The organism is Pseudoduganella sp. jia 12 (assembly GCF_055502675.1).
In genome coordinates, this window is record NZ_JBUXKP010000004.1 from 116,234 (window position 1) to 136,393 (window position 20,160).

12 protein-coding genes are annotated in these 20,160 nt (G+C 65.6%); 8 read left to right on the plus strand and 4 right to left on the minus strand.

Going from position 1 to position 20,160, the window contains the following annotated elements:
- The first annotated feature begins 151 nt into the window (after window positions 1–151).
- From ACY65G_RS09760 to ACY65G_RS09770, 3 genes are read left to right on the plus strand one after another with little or no spacing between them, the layout of a single operon-like run.
- Complete coding sequence (locus ACY65G_RS09760; RefSeq protein WP_464997170.1) at window positions 152–2,887, plus strand: TonB-dependent receptor; 2,736 nt, start codon at window positions 152–154, stop codon at window positions 2,885–2,887.
- Window positions 2,888–2,947: 60 nt separating this feature from the next.
- Window positions 2,948–5,419, plus strand: coding sequence for a glycoside hydrolase family 3 protein (locus ACY65G_RS09765; protein ID WP_464997171.1), 2,472 nt, complete (start codon window positions 2,948–2,950; stop codon window positions 5,417–5,419).
- Window positions 5,420–5,455: 36 nt separating this feature from the next.
- Window positions 5,456–6,787: a sugar MFS transporter gene (locus ACY65G_RS09770; protein WP_464997172.1), complete on the plus strand. Its 1,332-nt coding sequence runs from the start codon at window positions 5,456–5,458 to the stop codon at window positions 6,785–6,787.
- Window positions 6,788–6,867: 80 nt separating this feature from the next.
- On the opposite strand, the gene ACY65G_RS09775 is transcribed toward ACY65G_RS09770, so the two are convergent.
- Genes ACY65G_RS09775 through ACY65G_RS09790 form a run of 4 tightly spaced genes read right to left on the minus strand, consistent with a single transcriptional unit; the run spans window position 6,868 to window position 11,193 of the window.
- Window positions 6,868–8,067 carry an FAD-dependent monooxygenase gene (locus ACY65G_RS09775; protein WP_464997173.1) on the minus strand — a complete coding sequence of 400 codons (1,200 nt, stop codon included), beginning with the start codon at window positions 8,065–8,067 and terminating at the stop codon, window positions 6,868–6,870.
- Window positions 8,064–9,422, minus strand: a complete 1,359-nt coding sequence (pepP, locus tag ACY65G_RS09780; protein WP_464997174.1) for a Xaa-Pro aminopeptidase — start codon at window positions 9,420–9,422, stop codon at window positions 8,064–8,066. Before pepP ends, ACY65G_RS09775 begins: the two co-directional genes overlap by 4 nt.
- Window positions 9,419–10,135 (minus strand): N-acetylmuramate alpha-1-phosphate uridylyltransferase MurU, encoded by a 717-nt coding sequence (gene murU / locus ACY65G_RS09785; protein WP_464997175.1) that lies wholly within the window; start codon window positions 10,133–10,135, stop codon window positions 9,419–9,421. The genes pepP and murU overlap by 4 nt, the downstream gene beginning before the upstream one ends.
- An 8-nt stretch (window positions 10,136–10,143) precedes the next feature.
- Window positions 10,144–11,193, minus strand: a complete 1,050-nt coding sequence (locus ACY65G_RS09790; RefSeq protein WP_464997176.1) for an aminoglycoside phosphotransferase family protein — start codon at window positions 11,191–11,193, stop codon at window positions 10,144–10,146.
- A 115-nt stretch (window positions 11,194–11,308) separates the two neighbouring features.
- On the opposite strand from ACY65G_RS09790, the gene ACY65G_RS09795 reads away from it, so the two are divergent.
- The 5 genes from ACY65G_RS09795 (at window position 11,309) to ACY65G_RS09815 (ending at window position 20,027) form a co-directional block, all read left to right on the plus strand.
- The gene (locus ACY65G_RS09795) at window positions 11,309–13,594 is read left to right on the plus strand and encodes an LPS-assembly protein LptD (protein WP_464997177.1); all 2,286 of its coding nucleotides are present in this window, start codon (window positions 11,309–11,311) and stop codon (window positions 13,592–13,594) included.
- Between the two features lie 147 nt (window positions 13,595–13,741).
- Window positions 13,742–15,166 carry a peptidylprolyl isomerase gene (locus ACY65G_RS09800; protein WP_464997178.1) on the plus strand — a complete coding sequence of 475 codons (1,425 nt, stop codon included), beginning with the start codon at window positions 13,742–13,744 and terminating at the stop codon, window positions 15,164–15,166.
- 9 nt (window positions 15,167–15,175) lie between these two features.
- The gene (gene pdxA, locus ACY65G_RS09805; RefSeq protein WP_464997179.1) at window positions 15,176–16,261 is read left to right on the plus strand and encodes a 4-hydroxythreonine-4-phosphate dehydrogenase PdxA; all 1,086 of its coding nucleotides are present in this window, start codon (window positions 15,176–15,178) and stop codon (window positions 16,259–16,261) included.
- Window positions 16,262–16,353: 92 nt separating this feature from the next.
- A complete protein-coding gene (gene rsmA / locus ACY65G_RS09810; protein WP_464997180.1) occupies window positions 16,354–17,136 on the plus strand; it encodes a 16S rRNA (adenine(1518)-N(6)/adenine(1519)-N(6))-dimethyltransferase RsmA in 783 nt (260 codons plus the stop codon).
- Between the two features lie 278 nt (window positions 17,137–17,414).
- A complete protein-coding gene (locus tag ACY65G_RS09815) occupies window positions 17,415–20,027 on the plus strand; it encodes a TonB-dependent receptor (protein ID WP_464997181.1) in 2,613 nt (870 codons plus the stop codon).
- The last annotated feature ends 133 nt before the right edge of the window (window positions 20,028–20,160 follow it).

The following is a 20,160-nucleotide window of genomic DNA, read 5'->3' on the forward strand; positions in this document are numbered from 1 at the left end:
GATTGAGCACGAGGAAAAACCATTTATGAAAGGCCTGAAACGCGAAGGCCGATCAAAATTGGTAACCTTTCCAATCGGCGTTGGTAGATCGAAACCAGTACAAGGGAAGCCTGAAAGACGGCCGGCCGATAACGACAATGGAGACGATGAGATGACACACTTCCCGCAACGGCAGGCACTCTGCCTGACACCGATGGCCGCTGCGATTGCCGCTGCCGCGCTGCTGTTCGCCACCGGCACGCATGCCCAGCAGGCCGAATCCACCGCAGCAGCCGACACTGCGGCAGAGGATGTAGTGCCATCGGTGATCGTCACCGGCATGCGCCGCAGCATCGAGAACTCGATCGCCATCAAGCGCGACGCCGACTCGATCGTCGAAGCCGTGACGGCGGAAGACATCGGCAAGCTGCCGGACATGTCGATCGCGGAATCGATCGCCCGGCTGGCCGGCCTCACGGCGCAGCGCGTGGAAGGCCGTGCGCAGGTGATCTCGATCCGCGGCCTGGCGCCGGACTTTTCCGGCACCTTGCTGAACGGCCGCGAGCAGGTCTCCACCAGCAACAACCGCGGCGCGGAATACGACCAGTATCCGTCTGAGCTGATCAACGGCGTCACCGTGTACAAGACGCCGGAAGTGTCGCTGATGGGGCAGGGGCTGTCCGGCACGGTGGACCTGCAGACGGTGCGCCCGCTCGACATGCCGGGCCGCACGATCGCCATCAACGTGCGCGGCGAGAAGAACTCGAACGGCAAGCTCAATGACGGCGTGTCGGACCGTGGCGGACGTGTGTCGATCTCGTATGTCGACCAGTTCCTCGGCAATACGGTGGGCGTGGCCGTCGGCTTCGCGCACCTCGATGCGCCGGGCCAGCAGAAGGAATACAAGTCGTGGTGGTGGGGGGCCGAGAACAACCTGGGGCCGGCCAACCAGGATGTGATCGCGCTGAAGGGCGCCGAGGTCACGGCCACGTCGCGCGAGATGGTGCGCGATGGCCTGATGGCCGTGCTGGAGTACAAGCCAGGCCGCAATTTCCGCTCCGCGCTCGACCTGTACTATTCGCAGTTCGACCAGAAGACCACGATGCGCGGCGCCATGTGGAATTCGCACCAGTGGAGCAATATCGCCTACCGCGATCCCGTCATCGACACCATCGGCGGCACGCGGCTGCTGACCGGCGGCACGCTGGTAAACCTGGAACCGATCCTGCGCAACGACTACAACGAACGCAAGGACAAGCTGGCCGCCTTCGGCTGGAACAACAAATACAAGCTGGACCAGTGGTCGTTCGAGGGCGACCTGTCGTATTCGCACGCGAAGCGCCGCGAGCAGGTGCTGGAAACGTACGCCGGCCTGGGCCCGGCCAACTCGGGCATCACCGACAACAACTTCAAGTTCAGCATCCCGGTGGGCGCGGGCCTGCCGGTGTTCACGCCCTCGGTCGATTTCACCGATGCGAACCTGATGCGGCTGGCGGACGTGGGCGGCTGGGGCAAGGATGCGGACCTGCACCAGCCGCGCGTGGAGGACAAGCTGGGCGCACTGAAGCTGGGTGCGAAGCGCGACCTGGAAGGCTTCCTGCGCTATGTCGAGGGCGGCCTGTACTTCAGCAAGCGCGAGAAGGAACATGGCGACACGAACCACTACTATTTCCTGAAGAATGGCCGCACGCCGGCGTTCGTGTCGAGCGACCTGCTGCGGCCATCGACATCGCTGGCGTTCGGCGGCATCCCCGCCGTGATCAGCTACGACGTAATGGGCGTGCTGGCGAAGTACTACGACCAGCAGCCGGCGCGGCCGGACGACCAGGCGCTGCAGGATTGGGGCGTGACGGAAAAGACATCTACCGGGTATGTAAAACTCGGCATCGATACGGCGCTGGGCCCCGTGCCGCTGCGCGGCAACGTGGGGGCGCAGGCCGTGCACGTGAACCAGGAATCGCGCGGCGTGGCCGTCGTGGGCGGCCAGCTGAAGGCGATCGATGGCGGCGCCAGCTACACGGACTACCTGCCGAGCATAAACCTGATCTTCGACCTGGGCCGCTGGAGCGATGCGTGGACCTTGCGCTTCGGCGCGGCCAGGACGCTGGCGCGGCCGCAGATGTCGGACATGCGTGCCGGCGTGGCGGGCGGCGTCAGCCAGACCACGTTCGAATGGAGCGGCAGCGGCGGCAATCCGCAGCTGGAACCGTGGCGCGCCAATTCCTACGACCTGTCGATGGAAAAATACTTCGGCAAGCGCAGCTACATCGCCGGCGCCTATTTCTACAAGAAGCTGAAGACGTACATCTACAACCAGCAGACGGCGCACGATTTCACGGGCTTCCCGAACCCGTCCACCGTGGAACCGATCACGAACATCGGCACGCTGAACCGCCCGGCCAACGGCAACGGCGGCATGGTGCGCGGCGTGGAGCTTTCCGGCTCGCTGGAAGGCGGCATGTTCTGGGATCCGCTCGACGGCATCGGGCTGATCGCCAGCGTGTCCGGCACGGAAAGCTCGATCCACCCGAACGGTCCGGGCACGAAGGAAAAGCTGCCCGGCCTGTCCGGCGTGGTGCGCAACATCACGCTGTACTACGAGAAGCACGGCTTTTCGACGCGCGTGAGCCAGCGCTACCGCTCCGCCTACCGCGGCGAAGTCACGGGGCTGTTCGCACAACGGTCTTTCAGCGAAATCCTGGCCGAGAAACAGATCGACTTCCAGCTCGGCTACGCGATCGAGCAGGGGCCGTACAAGGGCCTGTCGTTCCTGCTGCAGGTGAATAACCTGAACAACGAACCGTACCAGACCCGCCAGGGCGACCCGTTCGCCAGCGGCGCCTATGCGCCGGAACGCTACACCACGTATGGCCGGCAGTTGCTGCTTGGTCTGAATTACCGGCTCTAACCTTGACAGGCTTTGACCTCTACAAGCTTTGCACTTTTTGAAGAACGACACGGAGATCCGATGAAACGACGTTTGACCTTGCTGGCTGCCGCCGCGCAGCTGCTGGCCGCCAATGCCATGGCCGCCCCACTCACCGACTGGCCGCAACTGAAAAGCGCCGTGGCGCCCGACGCGCAACTGGAAGCGCGGGTGAAGGAAATCGTGGCCGGCATGACACTGGAACAGAAGGTCGGCCAGATGACGCAGTCCGAGATCAAGACCACGAAGCCGGAGGACGTGCGCAAGTACTACCTGGGCTCCGTGCTGAACGGTGGCGGCAGCTGGCCGAACGGCAGCAAGTACGCCACGCCGGCCGACTGGGTAACGCTGGCCGACGCGTTCTACGATGCGTCGATGTCGACCGACATGAAGCACAAGGTGCCCGTCATCTGGGGCATCGATGCGATGCACGGCAACAGCAACGTGATCGGTGCCACGCTGTTCCCGCATAACATCGGCCTGGGCGCCGCGCGCGATGCGAAGCGCGTGGGCGAGATGGCCGCGGCGGTCGGCAAGGCGGTGCGCGCGACCGGCATCAACTGGGTGTTCGCACCCACGCTGGCGGTGGTGCGCGACGACCGGTGGGGCCGCACCTACGAAAGCTTCTCCGAGGATCCGAAGATCGTCGCAGACTACGCCGGCGAATACGTCAAAGGTCTGCAAGGCTCGCTGAAGGATGACGCGAATGTCGTCGCCACCGCCAAGCACTATGTGGGCGACGGCGGCACCGACCAGGGCAAGGACCGCGGCGTCAACCAGGCCACGAAGGCCGGGATGATGAATATCCACATGGCCGGCTACTATCCGGCGCTGGAAGCGGGCGCGCAGACCGTGATGGCGTCGTACAACAGCTGGACCGATGTCGCCACCGGCAAAAGCTACGGCAAGATGCACGGCAACAAGGAGCTGCTGACGGAGGTGCTGAAGCAGAAGATGGGCTTCGACGGCTTTGTCGTCACCGACTGGAACGGCATCGCCGAAGTGCCGGGCTGCCGCAACGACAGCTGCCCGCAGGCCATCAATGCCGGCATCGACATGGTGATGGTGCCGGACGACTGGAAGAGCTTCATCGCCAACACCGTGCAGCAGGTGAAGGACGGCACGATCCCGATGGCACGCATCGACGACGCGGTGACCCGCATCCTGCGCGTGAAGCTGCGCGCCAACCTGCAGAAGCCATCCGCCTCGAGCCATGCCGGCAAGATGGAATCGATGCAGGCCCGCGAACTGGCCCGCAAGCTGGTGCAGGAATCGCTGGTGCTGCTGAAGAACGATGGCAACGTGCTGCCGCTGGCCCGCGATAAAAAGATCCTCGTGGTGGGCAAGAGCGCCGACAGCATGGCCAACCAGAGCGGCGGCTGGACGCTCACCTGGCAGGGCACGGACAACAGGAACAGCGACTTCCCGAACGGCGACACGATCCTGGCCGGCCTGAAGGAAGCGGCGGCGAACGTCACGTTCAGCGCCGATGCGGCCGGCGTCAACGTGGCCGACTACGACGTGGTGGTGGCCTTGATCGGCGAAGGGCCGTATGCGGAAGGCGATGGCGACATCGGCCCGGCCGGCAACCTGCGCCACAGCGGCCGCTACCCGGAAGACCTGGCCGTGCTGAAGGCGGTGGCCGGCAAGGGCAAGCCGGTGGTGACCGTGTTCGTCACCGGCCGGCCGCTGTACGCGAACGACCTGCTGAATCTGTCGGACAGCTTCGTGGCCGCCTGGCTGCCGGGCTCGGAAGGCAAGGGCGTGGCGGACGTGCTGCTGCGCGGCGCCGACGGCAAGGTCAACGCGCCGTTCTCCGGCAAGCTGTCGTTCTCGTGGCCGAAGAGCCCGTGCCAGGCGCCGCTGAACGTGGGCGACAGGAATTATGCGCCGCTGTTCGCCTACGGCTACGGCCTGGAATACGGCAAGGCGAAAAAGGTGGGCCGGCTGCCTGTCGACGCCAGCACGGCGCCATGCGGCAAGACCAATGCGTTCCCCGTCTTCAACCAGTCCGACCGCGCCACGTTCCCCCTTTACGTGCAAAGCGGCGGAGAACGCAAGGCATTGGGCGCGGACCTGAACGCGACGCACACGCTGCCGACCCTGAAGGTGGAAGTCGCGCAGGTGAATACGCAGCAGGATGCGAGGAAAGTGACGTGGACGGGGCCGGGCGCCATCGAAGCCCGTGCCGCCGCGCCGCGCGCACTGCCGGCCTACGCCACGAAGGATGGCGCGCTGGTGTTCGACACGATCGTCACGGCCGCGCCGCAGGGCCCGGTGCAGGTAGCGGTCGGCAGCGCGTCGGTGGATCTCGGCGCCGAGTTCACGCGGCTGGCGGGGCAGGGCAAGAAGACCGTCAAGGTGCCGCTGGCCTGCTTCAAGGGTGCCGACCTGGCGAAGGTCGACACGCCGTTCCGCGTCGCCGCGCAGGGCGGACTGGTGGCGGCGTTTGCCAATATCCAGGTCATCGGCGGCGCGGGTGCCGACGCGGATGCCGTGGCTTGCGTAAAATAGACGCCCTTTTTACAAGGAATACCCGAAGGAGCCGACATGCAACATCATTCCCAGGCGGCGCTCGCGCCCGACACCGGCGGCACGAACGCCGCCGGCAACAATAGGGGGCCGCTGGTCATCGTCACGATCCTGTTCTTCATGTGGGGGCTGCTCACGTCGATGAACGACGTGCTGATCCCGCACCTGAAGGCGGTCTACACGCTGACATATGTGCAGGCCATGCTGGTGCAGTTCTGCTTCTTCGGCGCCTACCTGCTCGTTTCCGTGCCGGCCGGGATGCTGATCCGGCGGCTCGGCTACCAGCGCGGCGCCGTGGCCGGCCTCGTCGTGGCGGCCATCGGCTGCGCGCTGTTCTATCCGGCCGCCACGTCCGGCTATGCCGTGTTCCTGTTCGCGTTCTTCATCCTGGCCGGCGGCATCACGGTGCTGCAGGTGGCCGCGAATCCCTATGTGACGGTGCTGGGCGATCCGCGCACGGCCTCGAGCCGGCTCACGCTGACGCAGGCGTTCAACTCGCTGGGCACGACGGTGGCGCCGGCGCTGGGCGGCATGCTGATCCTGTCCGGCGGCATGCTGGGTGCGGAGCAACTGGCCGCGTTGCCGGCCGCCGAGCAGCTGGCGTATCGCGCGCAGGAAGCGGCCAGCGTGCAGGGCCCCTACCTGGTGCTGGCCGGCGCGCTGTTGCTGCTGGCCGTGCTGTTCGCGCTGGCGCGGCTGCCGAAGATCGAAGATTCAGCTATCGATGCGGCAGCTGCCGAAGCGGTACCGGGCGATAAATCGACCAGCCAGCCGGGCGGAAAATTCAGCGACCTGTTCGCCCACCGGCACCTGGTGCTGGGTACCCTCGGTATCTTCCTGTACGTGGGCGGCGAAGTATCGATCGGCAGCTTCCTGATCAGCTTCCTCGAAGACCCGGCGATCGGCGGCATGACGGCCGCGCAGGCGGCGCACTACGTGAGCCTGTACTGGGGCGGCGCGATGGTGGGGCGCTTCATCGGCTTCGCCGTGATGCGCAAGGTCAGCCCCGGCAAGGCGCTGGCGTTCAACGCCGCCGCCAGCATCGCGCTGATCGCCATCGCCGTGCTCGGCGGCGGCAAGGTCGCGATGGTCGCCATCCTCGCCGTGGGGCTGTGCAACTCGATCATGTTCCCCACGATCTTCAGCATGGCGCTGCACGGCCTGGGCAAGCAGACCGGTCAGGCCTCGGGCCTGCTGTGCATGGCCATCGTCGGCGGCGCGCTCGTGCCGTTTGCGCAGGGCGCGGTGGCCGATGCGATGGGCGTGCAGGTGTCGTTCGCGGTGCCGGCAGCCTGCTATGCGTTCATCCTGTACTTCGGCCTGAAGTACGCCAACCTGCACAAGCAGTAAAAAGTTGCTCGAAAAATGGGGACGTACCCCATTTTTCAGGCAATGTTTCCGTAAAAATGGGGTCCGTCCCTATTTTTTTGTCAGCGGCGGCCGTACATCATCAGTTGGGCCAGCACGGAGCGCGCGGGGCTGAACAGGTCGATGGCGGCGAGGGAGAGGCCGAGCGCCGGCTGCAGTGGCGACGTGTTGGCGAACACGCGGGCCATCGTGTCGGTCAGCCGCACGGTGACGTCGCGGTCCTGCCGGCGCAGCGTGGCGAATTCGGCGAGGGTGTCGGGCGTGGCATCGCGCGCCAGCAGCCGGGCCAGCACGGTGGCGTCGCGCAGGCCCAGGTTCAGGCCCTGGCCCGCCACGGGGTGCAGCGTTTGCGCCGCGTTGCCGATCGCCGTGGTGCGCGCGGTGCCGGCCACGCCGGCGTTCAGGCCGAGCGGGAAGGCGAGGCGGCGCGTGGCGCTCGTGAAACGGCCCAGCCGTTCGCCGAACGTGGCGTTCAGCCGCGCAAGGAAGGCGGCATCGGCCAGCGACAGCAGTTCCTGCGCCGTTTCGGGCCGCACGCACCAGACCATCGAATAGCCATCTCCCTGCGGCAGCATCGCCAGCGGGCCTTCGTCCGTGAAGCGTTCATAAGCGCGGTGCGCGATCGGGGCGCCGGCTTCCACCTGGGCGATGATGGCTGTCTGGCCGTAGTCGCGCATGGTGTGCTTGTCCGTCTGCGTGCCGAACAGGCCGCCCTCGGCCTGCACCGCGATCGCGGCTGAAATCGTCCGGCCATCGTCCAGCGTGAGCCGCACAACGTCTGCGGCTTCGTCCAGCCCGGTGACGCGCGTCGGCCGCAGCGAGGCGATGCCCAGCCGGTCGATCACGCCGGCCAGCACGGTCACGAGATCGCCGTAGCGCGTCACGTAGCCCAGCGCCGGCAGGCGATGCTCGTCGCGCGTGATCATGCTGCGGCCGAATGCGCCCTTGCGCGACACGTGGATTTCATGGATATCCGTGGCCGGCACCGGCCAGGCGCCGACCTGGCCGAGGATCTGCCGGCTGCCCCACGACAATGCCAGCGTGCGCGGATCGTCGCGCGCCGCGTCCAGCGATTTTGCGTCGATCAGCGCGATGCGGGAAGGGGCCATGCCGCGCTGTACCAGCAATGCCGCCAGCGCCATGCCGGCCGGGCCCGCGCCGCAAATGGCGACGCTGTAGTCAACCCTGATGCTGTCAGCCTTGATGCTGTCAGCCTTGATGCCGTCAGCCTTGATGCCGTCAACTTCGATATTGTCGTTCATCGTTCCTCCGCCATCAGCCGTTCGATGTTGTCCACGGTCCTCGGCACTTCGTCCGTCAGCACGCGCGGTGCGCCGGCGGCAACCACCACGTCGTCCTCGATACGGATGCCGATGTTCCAGTATTGCTCCGGCACGCCCGGGGCAGGGCGCACATAGATGCCCGGCTCCACCGTCAGCACCATGCCTTCGGCCAGCGGGCGCGATGGCTTGTCCGGGTGTTCGGTGATGCGGTAGGCGCCCGTGTCGTGCACGTCCATGCCCAGCCAGTGGCTGGTGCCGTGCATGTAGAACGCCGTGTAGGCCTTGTTGGCGATCACATCGTCCAGGCTGCCCGCCGTGTCGCGGTTCAGCAGGCCCGTGTCGAGCATGCCCTGCGCCAGCACCCGCACGGCGGCGTCGTGCGCGGCATGGAATGTGTTCCCCGGCCGGATCGCCTCGAACGCGGCAGCCTGCGCGGCCAGCACGATCCCATAGAGCTCGCGCTGCGGCGCCGTGAAGCGGCCGTTGACGGGGAACGTGCGCGTGATGTCGGAGGCGTAGCCATCGAGCTCGCAGCCGGCATCGATCAGTACCAGGTCGCCGTCGTGCGTTTGCCGGGCGTTGCTGTTGTAGTGCAGGATGCAGCTGTTCGCGCCCGAAGCGACGATCGGCGTGTAGGCCGGGAATTGCGCGCCGCTCTTGCGGAACTCGTACAGCAGTTCCGCTTCCAGCTCGTATTCGAACATGCCGGCCCGCGCGGCCCGCATCGCGCGGCGGTGCGCGGCGGCCGAGATTTGCCCGGCGCGCAGCATGATGGCCTGTTCGCCGGCATCCTTGACGACGCGCATCTCGTCGACCAGCGGCACGAGGTCGCGCAGCGCCGGCGGCGCCGTGATGCCGGTGCGGCCCCTGGCCCGCACGGCGCCGAACCAGCTGCGCAACTGCCGGTCCAGTTCCTCGTCGCGCGACAGGCGGCAGTACAGGGCGGGGGCACCGGCCAGCAATTCGGCCATCTTTTCATCGAGCTGGCCGATCGGATAGGCGGCATCGACGCCGAATCCGGCCTGCGCCGCTTCCGGCCCGTGGCGCAGGCCATCCCAGATTTCGCGTTCGGGATTCTTCTCGCGGCAGAACAGGATGGCGCGCGCCGGCTGGTCGCCGCTCGCGGCCACCAGTGCAAGGGCACTTTCCGGTTCCGGGAACCCCGTCAGGTAGTAGAAGCTGCTGTCGTGGCGGTACGGGTATTCGCTGTCGCCATTGCGCACGCTTTCCGGCGCGGTGGACAGGAACGCCACGCTGCCCGGCTCCATCCGCGCAAGCAGGGCCGCACGGCGCGCAGCGAAGTCGGCAACAGCGGACGCCACGCCGGTAGTCATGGCCGCTTCGCTCCGAAAGGCGCGTTCAGCTGATCGAGCTGCTCCGGCGTGCCCACGTTGTACCAGTCGCCTTCGTAGACTTCGCCGCCCAGCTGGCCCTTGCCGGCGAATTCGCGCAGCAGGTTGCCCAGGCCGGCATGCTGGCCCGGTGCGATCCCGTCGAACATTTCGGCGCGGTAGACGCCGATGTTCGCGAACGTCCACATCGGCTCGCCGCTATTGGACACGGTATACATGTCCAGGCCGAAATCGCCCTTCGGGTGGAACGGCGGATTCTTCACGAGCCAGATCCAGGCGATGTCGCGCTGCTCGACCGGGTGGGCGTTGCCCCACAGGTCGTTGTCGTGCAATACATCCTTCACTTCGCTGAAATCGAAGTGCGGGCAATAGATGTCGCCGGAGACCGCCAGGAACGGTTCCTCGCCCAGCAGGTGCCGGGCGTTGGCAATGCCGCCGGCCGTTTCCAGCGCTTCCTTCTCGGCCGAATAACGGATCGTGGCGCCGAAGCGGCTGCCATCGCCCAGGTACGCCTCGATCATGTGGCCCAGGTGGGCGTGGTTGATGACGATCTCGGTGATGCCCGCGCGCACCAGGTTCAGCACGTGCCACTCGACCAGCGGCCGGCCGCGCACCTTCAGCAGCGGCTTCGGGCAGATGTCCGTCAACGGCCGCATACGCTCGCCGCGACCGGCGGCGAAGATCATGGCTTTCATGGCTTTCCTCAGAACGTGTAGCCGACGGCGGGCTGGCGGTTTTCCAGCGCATCGAGCAATTTGACCAGCGGCTTGAGCTCGCGGTAGCGGTTGGCCGTGTGGCGCACGTACTCCATCACCGTGGGCAGGTCGCCCAGGTACAGCGGCTTGCCGTCGCGGTAGTTCAGGCGGCAGAACAGGCCGAGGATCTTCAGGTGGCGCTGCAGGGCCATGTATTCGAAGTCCTTGTAGAACGCGTCGAAATCCTTGTTGACGGGCAGGCCGGCGGCTTTGGCGTGCTGCCAGTAGCGGATGATCCAGTCCAGCACCATTTCCTCGTCCCACGACACGTAGGCATCGCGCAGCAGCGAGGCCGCGTCGTAGGTGATCGGGCCGTACACGGCATCCTGGAAATCGAGGATGCCGGGGTTCTTCTCGTCCATCCACATCAGGTTGCGCGAATGGAAGTCGCGGTGCATGAATACCTGCGGCTGCGCCATGCACGTGGCGATGATGTGGTCGAACACCTTCTGCAGGTCGGCCGACTGCGCATCGGTGAGCGTGGTGGCCAGGTGCTTGCCGATGTACCAGTCGGGGAAGATATCGAGTTCGCGCTGCATGAAGGCACGGTCGAATTCGGGCAGCACGCCGGGCTGGCTGCGCAGCTGGATGTTGACGAGCGCCGACAGGGCCTCGGCATACAGCGTGGCGGCGTTGTCGTGGTTCAGCGCCTGCAGGTAGGTGGTGGTGCCCAGGTCGGACAGCAGCAGGAAGCCCTGTTCCAGGTCCTGCGCATGGATCGCGGGCACGGAAACGCCGGCTTCGGCCAGCAGTGCGTCCACCTTCACGAACGCTGCGGTATTCTCGCGCTCCGGTGGCGCGTCCATGGCCACCAGCGTCGCGCCGTATTGCGCCTGGGCGGCCGGCAATACGTCGACCCGGAAGTAGCGGCGGAAGCTGGCGTCGGCCGACGCGGGGCGGGCCGAGGCCGCGTCCACGATGTCCAGGCCTTGCAGCCAGGTTTTCAGTTGAAGCAGGCGCGCGTCGCCGTCGGAAGATAATGTGTGCAATAAAGACATGAGGGACAGCCCGATCAAACCGGATGTTGACAAAGGAATCCCATATAATAAGGGATTCAAATCAAAAAATCGCCTGCATGGTGTTCTTTATAGTGCTTCGCGTATCCTGCCTTCCATGAGCCTGGCCCCACCCTTCAAGAAACGTTGGGCGTATGCCATCTCCGCCCTGATCGCCGCCTGCGCGGCACCGACCCATGCCCAGACTCAGCCAGGCTCTGGCGTGACTGCCGGCGCGGGTGCGCCCCGTGCCGACGATCCGGATGCACCGGTCACGATCCGCGCGGAGGAAATCAGCGGCCGGCCCGAGCGGGAGCTGATCCTGACCCGCGACGTGGAAGTGGTGCAGGACAAGATGCGCGTGACGGCCGATGCCGCCTGCTACCGCCAGGTGGAATCCGAGCTGGAAGCAACGAGCAACGTGCGCCTGTGGCGCTTCGGCGACTACTACACGGCCGACGAGTTCAAGATCAACACCGAGACCGGCGTGGGCTACATGCTGCAGCCCACCTACAAGCTGGAATTGAACAATGCGCAAGGCAAGGCGCAGCGCATCGACTTTCTTTCCCAGGACCAGGCCAAGGTTGTCAACGGCACCTACAGCACCTGCGAAGGGCCGAATCCGGACTGGTACGTGCGATCGAGCACGCTCACGCTGGACCAGGGCCGCGACGTGGGCGTGGCCGGCGGCACCGTCGTCTATTTCAAGGACGTGCCGCTGATCGGCTCGCCGGGCATTTCCTTCTCGCTGTCCGGCGCGCGCCGCTCGGGCTGGCTGCCGGCCGTGCCGGGCTTCTCGTCGCGCGGCGGTGCCGAACTGACGGTGCCGTATTACTTCAATATCGCACCGAACCGCGACCTGACCGTGTCGCCGCACTACATCAGCCGGCGCGGCCTGCAGATGGGTGCCGTGGGGCGCTACATCGGCGAGACGGCGGCCGGCAGCTATGAAGGCCGCACGTGGATCGAGTACCTGCACAACGACAAGGAAAAGGGCATCGACCGCTGGCAGATCCAGTCGTCGCACTCGCAGGCGCTGGCCAAGGACTGGTCCTATGGCTGGAACGTGCGCGCCGCGTCGGACGAGGATTATCCGACCGACTTCTCGAAAACGGTGGCCGGCAGCGCCGAGCGCCAGTTGCTGAAGGAAGCGCGCACCGACTATCGCGGCGAGATCTGGAGCCTGACGGCACGCGTGCAGAAGTACCAGGTGCTGCAGGATCCGGATACGACGACGGTCACGCCGCGCCCGTACGACCGCCTGCCGGCGGTGAATTTCCACGCCGGCCAGTATGACATCGGCGGCTTCGACTGGTCGGTGGATGCCGAAGCGACCCGCTTCCACTACGCGACCGAGACGATCTGTCCCGGCGCCAACATCGGCGGCACGGCCTGCGTGAACGACGCCAGGATCAACGGCGACCGGATCGTGGTGCAGCCGCAGATCAGCTACCCGATCATCAGCCCCAGCTACTTCATCACGCCGAAGCTGATGCTCAGTGCGAGCGCCTACCAGCTCGACCGGTTCGGCACCGAGGAAAGCCGCTCGGTCACGAAGGCGATTCCCACGTTCTCGCTCGATTCGGGCCTGGAATTCGAACGCAGCACCAAGCTGTTCGGCCGCGCCGTCACGCAAACGCTGGAGCCGCGCCTGTTCTACGTGTATACGCCATACCGCGACCAGACCGACATTCCCGTGTTCGACACGGCCGATGCCACGTTCAACTTCACCCAGCTGTTCTCCGAAAACCGCTTCGTGGGTTCGGACCGCGTGGGCGATGCGAACCAGGTCACGGCGGCGATCGTGTCGCGCTTCCTCGAGGAATCCGGCGCCGAGCGCCTGCGCCTGGCATTCGGCCAGCGCTTCTACTTCAACGACCAGCGCGTGCAGCTCACGAACTCGGAACCCGTCAGCACGGGCCGTTCCGACCTGCTGCTGGCCGCCACCGGCCGCATTTCCGAGTCGTGGGGCGTGGACAGCGCCGTGCAGTACAACCAGGGCGACAAGCGCGTGGTCAGCTCGAACCTGAACGTGCAGTTCCAGCCGGGCCAGCGCAAGGTGTTCAATGCCGGCTACCGCTTCCTGCGCGACAGCTTCAAGAACGTGGACTTTTCCACGCAGTGGCCGATCTCGGACCGCTGGTTCGGCGTGGGCCGCATGAGCTATTCGCTGCAGGACCACCGGATCCTGGAAAGCCTGATCGGTCTCGAATACAACTGCGACTGCTGGGTGTTCCGCATGGGCGCGCAGCGCTTCGTGACGACCACCAATAAAACGTCGACGCAGGTGTTCTTCCAGCTCGAGCTGAACGGCCTGTCCAAGTTCGGCATCGGCAATCCGCTGGAGGTGCTGAAGAACAGCATTCCGGGCTACCAGCAGCTCAATGCGGGATATCGCCGCTGAGCCTGAACTTGAAGGCGGTGCCGCCGACGGCGGCCTGTGAGGCGCTGACGGCGACCTGTGGGCCGTCGTCACTTGCTGTTACACTTTCCGCGGCGCGCACCTGCTATCCTTCACCATTTTCCACCTGACCTGAAAAGCGTTTGCAATATGTTCAGTAAGCATCCGATCACCCTCGCAGCCTTGCTGCTGTGCGCCATGACTGCCGGCGGCGTGGCCGTGGCGCAGGACGCCAAGCCCGCTGCTTCCGCCAATGCACCGGCTGCCGCGGCCGCCGCGCCGGCGCAGCCGAAGGGCTTCACGCCGCCGGGTCAGTCCAAGAATCCGGAAATCGATTCGATCGCCGTCGTCGTCAACGACGACGTGATCACGCGCCGCGAACTGACCGAGCGCGTGGCCGTCATCATGCAGCGGATGAAGCAGCAGAACGTGCAGCTGCCGGATGCGGCCGCGCTGCAGCGCCAGATCCTGGAGCGCATGATCGTCGAACGCGCCCAGCTGCAGATGGCCAAGGAAATGGGCGTGCGCGTGGACGACACGATGCTCGACCGTGCGATCGGCCGCATCGCCGAACAGCAGAAGATGTCGGTGCAGCAGTTGCGCGACCAGATCGAAAAGGACGGCACGTCGTTCGCCAGCTTCCGCGAGGAGATCCGCGAGGAGATCATCACCACGCGCCTGCGCGAGCATGAGGTGGATGCCAAGATCCAGATTTCGGAAGCGGAAGTGGACAGCTTCCTGGCCGCGCAGGAAGCGGCGGCCGCCGAGCAGCAGGAAGTGAACATTTCGCAGATCCTCGTGCGCATTCCCGAAAACGCCACGCCGGACGTGATCGCCCAGCGCCAGCAGCGTGCCGACGACGTGATGCGCCAGCTGCGCACCGGCGGCGATTTCGCCAAGGTGGCGGCCACGTATTCCGACGCGGCCGATGCGCTGCAGGGCGGCGCGGTAGGCTGGCGCCCGAGCGACCGCATTCCGCCGGTCTTCGCCGAAGCGCTGAACAAGATCCAGCCGGGCCAGGTCACGCCGATCATCAAGAGCGTGACGGGCTTCCACATCCTGAAGCTGGTGGACAAGCGCTCGCTGGCCCAGGCGCAGGCCGAGGCGGCCGTGGAGCAGACGCACGCGCGCCACATCCTGCTGAAGGTGACGCCATCGACGAGCGCCGCGGATGCCAAGCGCAAGCTGGCGGAGATGAAGGCAAAGCTGGACAGCAAGACCTCGTCGTTCGAGGAACTGGCGCGGCTCTACTCGAATGACGAATCGGGCAAGAAGGGCGGCGACCTGGGGTGGCTGTACCCGGGCGACACGCTGCCGGAATTCGAAAAGGCGATGAACGAGCTGAAGCCGGGCGAGACGAGCGGCCCGGTCGAGACGGCGTTCGGCTACCACCTGATCCAGGTGGTGGAGCGCAAGTCGGAAGACATGTCGAAGGAGAAGAAGCGCAACGAAGCACGCATGGCGCTACGCGAGCGCAAGATGGTGGAAGCGGCCGAAGACTTCCAGCGCGAGGTGCGTGACCGCGCCTACGTGGAATTCCGCAGCGAAGAGCTGCGCCCCGACGCGGTGAAGTAAGGCCCACCAATGAGCGTCAACCCCGTGAGCGTGACCTTGCCTGCGCGCCGCCCGGGCGTTCGCCCGGCGATCGCGATCACCACCGGCGAGCCGGCCGGCATCGGCCCCGAGATCTCGATCCGCGCCGCGTGGGCGATGCGCGAGCGCGTCAACTGCGTGCTGCTGGGCGATGCCGCCTTCCTCGCCATGACGGCGCAGGCGATCGATCCCGCCATCCGCGTCAGCGCGCTGTCGCTGATGGCGGTGCGCAACGGCGGCTTGCCGCACTTCGGGCCGGACCGGCTGTCCGTGATCGACATTCCGCTGGCCGCGCACGTGGTGCCGGGCACGCTCGACAGCGAGAACGGCCGCGCCGTGCTGGCCACGCTCGATGCGTCGATCGAAGGCATCAAGGCCGGCTGGTTCGAGGCGGTGGCCACGGCGCCGCTGCAGAAAAGCACGATCAACGATGCCGGCGTGGCGTTTTCCGGCCATACCGAATATTTCGCCGACCGTACCGGCACCGCGCAGGTGGTGATGATGCTGGCCGGCGAACCGCATGGCGTCGAAGGTGTGCCGCAATTGCGCGTGGCCCTGGCAACCACGCACCTGCCGCTGAAGGACGTGCCTGCGGCGCTGACGATCGATGGCCTGGGCACGACGCTGGATATCATCCACCGCGACCTGCAAACGAAATTCGGCATTGCCGCGCCGCGTATCCTCGTTACCGGCCTGAACCCGCATGCGGGCGAAAACGGCTACCTGGGGCGCGAAGAGATCGACGTCATCACGCCGGCGCTGGAAGCCGCGCGAACCCGCGGCATCGATGCGCGCGGCCCTTATCCGGCCGACACGCTGTTCCAGCCGAAGTACCTGCAGGATGCCGACTGCGTGCTCGCGATGTACCACGACCAGGGCCTGCCGGTGCTGAAATTCGCCACGTTCGGCCGTGGTATCAACGTCACGCTGGGCCTGCCACTGATCCGCACCTCGGTCGACCACGGCACCGCGCTGGACCTCGCCGCCCGCGGCCCCGGCCACGCCGACTGCGGCAGCATGGAACAAGCCATCGGCGCCGCCCTCGGCATGGCCAACGCCAGCCGCCAGAGCAACTAATTTCCAAAAACCGGGGTCAGACCCCGGTTTTTGGCAACTATTTCCAAAATTCGGGGTCAGACCCCGGTTTTTGGCAACTATTTCTCGATTACATGAAACACATAGCCCGCAAGCGCTTCGGCCAGAATTTTTTGCACGATGACAGTGTCCTCGGCGATATCATCACGGCCATCGCGCCGGCTCCCGGCGATACGATGGTGGAGATCGGCCCCGGCCTCGCGGCGATGACGGACCTGCTGCTGAAGTCGCTGCCGCACATGCACGTGGTGGAACTCGATCGCGATCTGGTGGCGCGGCTGGAAAAGCGCTTTCCCCGCGAAAAGCTGACGATCCATTCCGGCGATGCGCTCAAGTTCGACTTCGGCGCCATTCCCGTGCCGGAGGGGCGCAAGCTGCGCGTCGTCGGTAACCTGCCGTACAACATCTCCAGCCCGCTGCTGTTCCACCTCGCCGAATTCGCGCCGCAGATCGAGGACCAGCACTTCATGCTGCAGAAGGAAGTGGTCGAGCGCATGGTGGCCGAGCCGGGCACCAAGGCCTATGGCCGCCTGTCGGTGATGCTGCAATGGCGCTACCGGATGGCGCTGATGTTCGTCGTGCCGCCCGAAGCGTTCGACCCGCCGCCGAAGGTGGATTCGGCGATCGTGCGGATGATTCCCATCGCCGAACCGCTGCCGTGCGATGTCGCCACGCTGGAAGCAGTGGTGGCCAAGGCGTTCTCGCAGCGCCGCAAGGTGATCCGCAACTGCCTGGCCGGCATGTTCACGGAACAGCAGATCATCGACGTGGGCATCGATCCCGCCATGCGCCCGGAAACGGTGGCGATGGAAGCCTACGTGGCGCTGGCGAACAGCCTGAAAACCGCGGGCCAGTAACCGGAAGACAATCTGCGTTGCGTTTTCGTTACAACGGCGCAACGCAACGGCTCTCAGGTGCATTCACTCCGCCTGGCTTGCATACTGCTAATTCCTTGTCGATACAAGGCCTTAGCAGTGCTCCCTCCTGATGTATATCGTTTTCATATAAGTCATCCGTAATGTTTCATTGGCTGACAAGCATTTCAGCCGCATAAAATTTTTATCAAGAAGTTGATCGATTGGCATGCAGCGCGCGTGCCGACGGCAATTTCAAATAAAAATCACACGGAGACCCCATGAAGCCCACCCCCATCAGCGTGCTGGTACGCGCGCTGTTTTTCGTCCCTGCCTTCGTTCCCGCCGCCGCGCTCGCACAACAGGCCGCCCAGCAACCGGAGGCCCCCGTGGCCGGCGATACCGCCGTGCAGCAGGTGACCGTGACCGGCATCCGCGCCTCGGTGCGCAGCGCGCTGTCCGTCAAGGAAAATTCCAACAGCATCGTCGAAGTGGTGTCGTCGGAAGACATCGGCAAGCTGCCGGATACGACGATCGCCGAATCGCTGGCCCGGCTGCCGGGCCTGGCCGCCGGCCTGGACCGCGGCAATGCCAGCCAGATCGTGGCGCGCGGCATGGGCGAGCGCTTCATCGGGGCCACGCTGAACGGCCGTGAGCTGGCGTCGTCCGAGCCGAACCGCGCGGTGCGGTTCGAGCAGTTCCCTTCCGAGTCGCTGTCCGGCGCGGTGGTCTACAAGACACAGAACGCCGACCTGGTCGAAGGCGGCGTCGCCACGTCGATCGACCTGCAGACGGTGCAGCCGCTGAAGTACAAGGGCCGGCAGATGTCCGTCAAGGCCGATGCGCTGTACTACCCGCTGGCCAACGACGTCGATGCGAAGGCCTGGCGGCCGCGCCTGGGCGGCATCTACATCGACCAGCTGGCCGGCGGCAGCGTCGGCGTGGCGCTGGCGGCCAGTTACCAGAAGCAGCCGTCGATCGAAAAACGGAAGAACCACTGGGGCTTCAACGAGGATAACTCGGTGGACATGACGGGCGATGGCCGCGTCGACAAGACCCCGTGGGGCTTCGAGGACGAGGTCAAGCGCGGCACCAACGAGCGCGCCAGCGTGCTGGGCAAGGTGGAATGGAAACTGAGCCCGGATGCGCACATCACGGCGGACGTGTATTACGCAAAGAACAAGATCCAGGAACCGAGCGTGCAGCACTGGACCGGCGACATCGGCAACTGGGATGGCTGGCAGACGCCGAATTTCTCGAACCTGGACATCCGCGACGGCTACGTGGTCGGTGCCACCGTGCGCGATGTGACCGTGTCGACGCACAGCACGCGCTGGTTCCAGAACATGAGCAATTTCGCCGGTGGCCTGAACGGCAAGTTCAACGTGGGCGAGTGGAAGATCGATGCCGACGTCGCCACGTCCCGCGCCGATCGCGACAGCCAGTGGGCCGACGTGCGCCAGACCAGTGCCCCCGGCACGCTGAGCTGGGCGTTCACGGGCAATGATTACCAGTCGTATTCGTTCACGCAGGATACCGGCAATGCGGCGATCTTCGGCGCACCGGCGCTGTACATCGATGCCGACGGTCACGTCGACGACAAGTTGAACTCGGCCCAGTTGTCGGCCTGGCGGCCGGTCGAACTGGGCCCGGTCAGCCGCATCAAGTTCGGCGCGCGGTTCTCCGATCGCGACAAATCGTTCCACCAGACCACGTGGAACCTGGCCACGACGGCCACGTCGCTGCCTGCATCGGCGTTCGAGACGATCCGCTCGGACGGTTATTTCCCGGCGCTGATGCTGAACGACTTCAACGGCACCGTGGGTTCGCTGTTCGGTGCCGGCGCGCTGTCGCCGGATGGCCGCACGCAGACGACCACCGACCTGCTGGCCGGCTGGCGCGTGAAGGAGCGCACGAGCGCCGTGTATGCGCAGGGCGACCTGGAAGGCGAGATGCTCGGCCTGAAATACCGCGGCAACGTGGGCCTGCGCGTGGTGCACACGAAGCAGACCGGCTACGGCATGGAGTCGCGTAACGGCGCCGCACCGACCGCGACGCAAGGCGGCGCGTCGTACACGAAGGCGCTGCCGAGCGCCAACCTGATCCTGAACCTGGATGAGGCGCAGGAACACCAGCTGCGCTTCTCGCTGGCCCGCGCCATGTCGCGCGCGCCGATGGACGAGATGCGCGCATCGCGCCAGCTGGCCATCGACACCGGATCGAGCCAGCCGGCCACGGGCAACGCCGGCAACCCGGGCCTGCTGCCGATGATGGCGAACCAGGCCGACCTGTCGTACCAGTGGTATTTCGACCAGGGCGGGCTGCTGTCGGCGGGCATGTTCTATAAAAAAGTGGGCAGCTACATCGGCATCACCAGCGATACCACCACGATCGACGGCCGGCCGGCCACGCTCACGCGCTCGATCAACGGCGAGGGTGGCTACGTGCGCGGCCTGGAATTCGCCTACCAGCAGGCGTTCACGATGCTGCCAGCGCCGTTCGACGGCCTGGGCGTGGCGGCGAACTTCTCGTACAACGACAGCAGCATCAAGGAATTCACCGGCGGCTTCCCCATGGTGGGCCTGATGCGGCGTAACGGTGGCGTAACGCTGTGGTACGAGAAGAACGGCTTCGAGGCACGGCTGCAGGCGAACTACCACAGCCCGTTCGTGCGCATGCCGCGCTGGACGGCCGGCTACCTGGTGGAAAACGACGAGGAAACGTACGTCTCGGCGAACATCTCGAAGTACCTCACGCCGCAGCTGCAACTGCACGTGGGCCTGGACAATATCACGAACCAGCGGGTGATCCACGAGCAGGCCGGCAACCCGTATATCCAGAACGTGATGGAATACGGCCGGCGCTACAACATCGGGCTGGCATACAAGTTCTGATCGCCAGCTGACCGCGAAAGCCGCCGGCGCCGCAAGGCCCGGCGGTTTTTTTTGCCGTCCGCATGCCGAAAGTTTCCTGAAACCGGGGTCTGACCCCGGTTTCAGGAAATATTGCGGGCAAAAAAAAGCCGGC